The 4,254-nt window shown below is 67.8% G+C and carries 4 protein-coding genes and 1 pseudogene; 3 read left to right on the plus strand and 2 right to left on the minus strand.

All coding sequences use genetic code 11. The features are described from left to right. The coding region (locus ACRX5S_RS40995; protein ID WP_436778389.1) for a zinc-binding dehydrogenase at positions 1–706 on the plus strand (706 nt) is incomplete at its 5' end. 235 nt (positions 707–941) lie between these two features. Here ACRX5S_RS40995 and ACRX5S_RS41000 read toward each other — a convergent pair. Beyond that, positions 942–2,042, minus strand: coding sequence for a zinc-dependent alcohol dehydrogenase (locus tag ACRX5S_RS41000; protein WP_436778390.1), 1,101 nt, complete (start codon positions 2,040–2,042; stop codon positions 942–944). Positions 2,043–2,284: 242 nt separating this feature from the next. Here ACRX5S_RS41000 and ACRX5S_RS41005 point away from each other — a divergent pair, with 242 nt between their 5' ends. Then, a complete protein-coding gene (locus tag ACRX5S_RS41005; protein ID WP_436778391.1) occupies positions 2,285–3,223 on the plus strand; it encodes an IclR family transcriptional regulator in 939 nt (312 codons plus the stop codon). Positions 3,224–3,377: 154 nt separating this feature from the next. Further along, positions 3,378–3,824, plus strand: coding sequence for a nitroreductase family deazaflavin-dependent oxidoreductase (locus ACRX5S_RS41010; RefSeq protein WP_436778392.1), 447 nt, complete (start codon positions 3,378–3,380; stop codon positions 3,822–3,824). Between the two features lie 72 nt (positions 3,825–3,896). Here ACRX5S_RS41010 and ACRX5S_RS41015 read toward each other — a convergent pair. After that, positions 3,897–4,254, minus strand: a pseudogene (locus ACRX5S_RS41015) (hypothetical protein); the annotation flags it as partial.

Consider the following 4,254-nt stretch of genomic DNA (forward strand, 5'->3'; position numbering starts at 1 on the left):
GGTCAAGGAGATCCAGTGCGTCACGATCCCCAAGGACGTGCCGCTGACCTCCGCCTGCCTGGTCCCCTGCGGCGTCACGACGGGCGCCGGAGCGGTATTCAACCGAGCCAGTATCCAACCCGGCCAGACGGCCGCGGTGATCGGACTGGGCGGAGTCGGGCTGTCCGCGGTGCAGGCGCTGCGCCTCAAGGGCGCCGGGCGGGTCGTCGGCGTCGACACCGTCCCGGGGAAGTTCGACCTGGCCCGGCAGTTCGGCGCGACCGACTTCGTACAGGCCGGCAAGGGCGTCGACGTCGCGGACGAGATCCGCACCCTCCTGCCCCACAGCGACAATGCACATGTCGGCCCCGCCGGGGCGGGCGGCGTGGACTGGATCTTCGAATGCACCGGTGTTCCGGCGGTTCTGGAGAACGCCCTCGAAGCCCTCGACTGGGGCGGCACGCTGATCGCGGTCGGGCAGCCTTCGCAGACCGCCACCGCGAACATCCGAATCGCCAATCTCCTCCAGTGCGACCGCGGAATCCTGGGTACCCGTGCGGGCGGAATCCGGCCGCACGAGGACATCCGGGCGATCGTCGAGCTCTACCGGCAGGGGAAGTTCGACCTCGACGCCTTGGTGTCCAAGGTCTATCCGTCGAACGCATTCACCGACGTTCTCGACGACATGCACAACGGCCGCATCGCCCGCGGCGTGCTCGCCTTCTGAACGACCTACCCCGAGATGTTGGCGTTGGCACAAGGCCGTGCGTAGGCGCAGCATGCCCGGACGTTCTGCGATTCTCCGTGGAACAGCCCGTCGCCTCTGGTTTGCACGGGGCGGTGCCTGAGAGCTGCCCATGGGCGCGAGACTGCATCTCTCTCGGCCCCCGGGTGTGGCTGGTCCCTCGGCACGGTGCCAACCACCCCCGGACGCTCGTCGACGGCAGCGACGACGAGTGGCCTCAGTCTTCGTGCACCAGGCTCACGTGAACCGCGTCCTCTCCCTCCGCACGGCGTTCGAGGAGGGCGATGCCGTGCTCGACGGTGTCGAGTGTGACGTGCGTGCCGGACATGTTGCGCGCGATGTCGGGATGGTCGGCGAGCAGCCGGACGGCCTGCTCCATCGAGCCCGGGGTGGATCCTGCGCAACCCTGGATGGTGATGTTCTTCAGCGTGATGAGGTCGGTGAGCAGGCCGTCGACCGGGGTGAAGTGCTTGAGGCCGGCGAACGCGATGCGAGCGCCGGACATGCCCGTCAATTCGAGCGAGGTGCGCACAGTCGAGGTGACCGGCGTCAGGTCCATGACCACGGAGGCCATACGTCCGCCGGTCAACTCGCCGACCCTGGCCACGACGTCCTCGGCCTCGGCGTCGATCACCTCGTGTGCGCCCAGTGCCGTGGCCGTCTTCAGACGCAGACCGTCGGCGCCGGTTCCGGTGACGATGACCTGGCTGGCACCGCAGGCCAGAGCGGCGGCCGCGCAGAGAAGGCCCTGATGGCCCGGACCCTGTACGACGACGATGTCGCCCGGCCCCACCCGCACTGACGACACCCAGTTGAGGGAGTTCGCCAGTGGTTCGAAGACGGTCAGCTCCGCCGGCGTCAGTCCCTCGGGCGCCTTCATCAGGTGGGTGTTGGGGAGGAGCCGGAGGTACTCCCCGTAGCCACCCCAGAGGCCGCCCTCGTGGTCCGGACCCATGGTGTAGCCGTACAGCTGGAGATTCGCGCAAAGCCCGACGCCGCCGGCCAGACAGGACGCGCAGCGGCCGCATTTGACGATCTCGTCGACGCAGACCCGATCGCCCTCGGTCACACCCCAGTTGGCTGCCGCCTCCGGTGTCACCGCGGTCAGCCGACCGACGATCTCGTGGCCGGGGATCACCGGGCTGGCCTCACCGGGAACGTGGCTCTGGCCATGGAACTGCATGACATCGCTGCCACACATACCCACAGCCTCCACCTTGAGCACCGCCCCGCCCGCAGGCGGGTCGGGGATGGGGAACTCCCGTACCTCGTAAGAGCCGTTCCCGAGAAAGACTGCCGCCCGTGCCTGGCCGCTCATGATGCGAACTCCTCGAATATACGAACTGTATGTGCGATTATTCGAAAGTTGACGAGGTTGCGCCAGAGGTCGTGAGCAACATCTCCGCAACGGATCGGTGGTGGCGTAATGGTTCGGATGCTTCGGGCGGTTGCGCCCGCGACCACCCGTGTCGGCAGCGTCCGCCGTGTGCGTGGATGCTCCGGCGAGACCGCAGGGAGAGTGACCACATCCGAAGCCGGATGCGAAAGATGGGAAGGGACATGCTCGGCCTCGATGGTGCCCACAGCTCGGAGCCACTGGTGAAGGCCACTCCGTCGCCGCCGACCGACAGGGTTCTCGGCATACTGGAGTTGCTGGCCAGTCGCCCCGAGCAGGCGCTCAGTCTCAGCGACATCGCCCGCGCGCTGGGTATGAACAAGGCCACCTGTCACGCGGTGACCGCCAGTCTCGCCGGCGCCGACTACCTGACTCGCAACCCCATCGACAAGACGTTCATGCTGGGTCCGGCACTGGTGGCGGCCGGACGCGCGGCCGAGAAGGCATATCCGGCCGTCCACCTGGCGAATGCCGAAGTGGTGGCGCTGGCGGAGGAACTCGGGATGCAGGCAACGGCCGCCATCCGCAGCGAAGGCCGGCTGGTGATCGTTGCGCGGGCGGGCACCGGCGCGGAAGCCGCGTCCGTCCGCATCGGCCGCCGGATCCCGCTGGCCCCGCCCTTTGGGGGTGTCTTCGTGGCCTGGGCCGGTCGGGCCGTCATCGATGACTGGGCAACACGCACCGAACGGACCGCTCCGCGCGAGCAATTGCTCGACTCGCTTGCCGCGATCCGGATGCGCGGCTACAGCGTGGAGCGCCTGACCCCGGCTGTGGTGCAGCTGCGTCATGCCCTCGCCGATCTCGGCGACGATCCGCTCGCCGACGGCCTGAGGCCGATGGTGATGGCTTTGCTCGCCGAACTCCGTCAGGCCGAGTACATGCCCGGCGACCTTCAAGACCATGGGCGGCATGCTGTCAGCGCCCTGAGCGCTCCGGTGTTCGATGGCGAGGGTCGCACGCAGATGAACCTTTCGCTGCAACCGCACCGGGAAATGAGCACGCGTGACATCGAGCGCGCCGGGCGGCGCCTGCTTGAGGGCTGCGGCCGAATCACCCAAGCGATCGGAGGGAAGCCGCCTGCGGCCTTCGCGGCACGGACGTAATTATCGTATAGCGTATATTATACGGCCGCCGTGGCTCGCCGTGGCTCGCCGTGGCTCGCCGTGGCTCGCCGTGGCTCGCCGTGCGCGGGCAAGGTTGTGCCCGCCACAAGGCGATCGTCGAAGCATCCCGAGTTTGATACTGATGGGAGACCCCATGCCGCTGGACGGTCAGTACGTCCCCAGTCCGCACAAGTGGGTGCGCGAGCAAGTCGACGCGTACGAAAGCTCCGACGGAGTCGACGGGGCGACCTTCCGGGGCCTGCCTATCGTCGTGCTCACCACCCGAGGAGCCGTCAGCGGTGCCGTCCGCAAGACACCCGTCATGCGTGTTGAACATGACGGCGCGTACGCGCTCATCGCCTCCCAAGGGGGCGCCCCGACGCACCCGCAGTGGTACCGCAACGTGACGGCCGACCGCCGGGTGGAACTCCAGGATGGGCCGAAGCGCCAGGACATGCTCGCCCGTGAGGTGGTCGGTGACGAGAAGGCCCTGTGGTGGACCCGGGCCGTCGACGCATACCCCGAATACGCGGACTACCAGGCCAAAACCGACCGTTCGATCCCCGTTGTCGTGCTGGAGACAGTGCCGGGCAGTCGCTGATCCCGCGGCGTATCCCACCACCGTGGCGTCGGCGGGCGCCACGGCGGTGGGGGCTGTTGGGCACGGCGAAGGCTATTCCCCGATCTGCTTGATCGCGTTGATCGGCAGAACCGTGTGCTTCAGGTCCGGGTTGACCGGGCCGTTGAACGGCGGGTACTTCGGGCCCGGCGCGTTGCGGCGGTAGACCGAGGTGGAGTGCTCCGGGTTCTTGTCGAACTCGGGGATCACGTGGTCCCCGAACAGCTCGATCATTTCGAGGTTCTCGTCCTGGGACATGGTGGCGCTGAGGCCGAAGACCAGTTGGTCGCAGCCGACTTCCTGGTACTGCGCGACCTGCTCGCAGACCTCTTCGGGCGTGCCGCACAGCAGGAACCCGCCGGCGATGAGTTGGTCGAGGAGTTCGTCGCCGCCGAGTGAGGACAGGTCGGTG

The organism is Yinghuangia sp. YIM S09857, assembly GCF_051388915.1.
Taxonomy (GTDB): Bacteria; Actinomycetota; Actinomycetes; order Streptomycetales; family Streptomycetaceae; genus Yinghuangia.

Coding starts and splice junctions, on each gene's coding strand:
- ACRX5S_RS41000 (WP_436778390.1), bottom strand. CDS start 2,042: ATGAGCGGCCAGGCACGGGCGGCAGTCTTTCTCGGGAACGGCTCTTAC.
- ACRX5S_RS41005 (WP_436778391.1), top strand. CDS start 2,285: ATGCTCGGCCTCGATGGTGCCCACAGCTCGGAGCCACTGGTGAAGGCC.
- ACRX5S_RS41010 (WP_436778392.1), top strand. CDS start 3,378: ATGCCGCTGGACGGTCAGTACGTCCCCAGTCCGCACAAGTGGGTGCGC.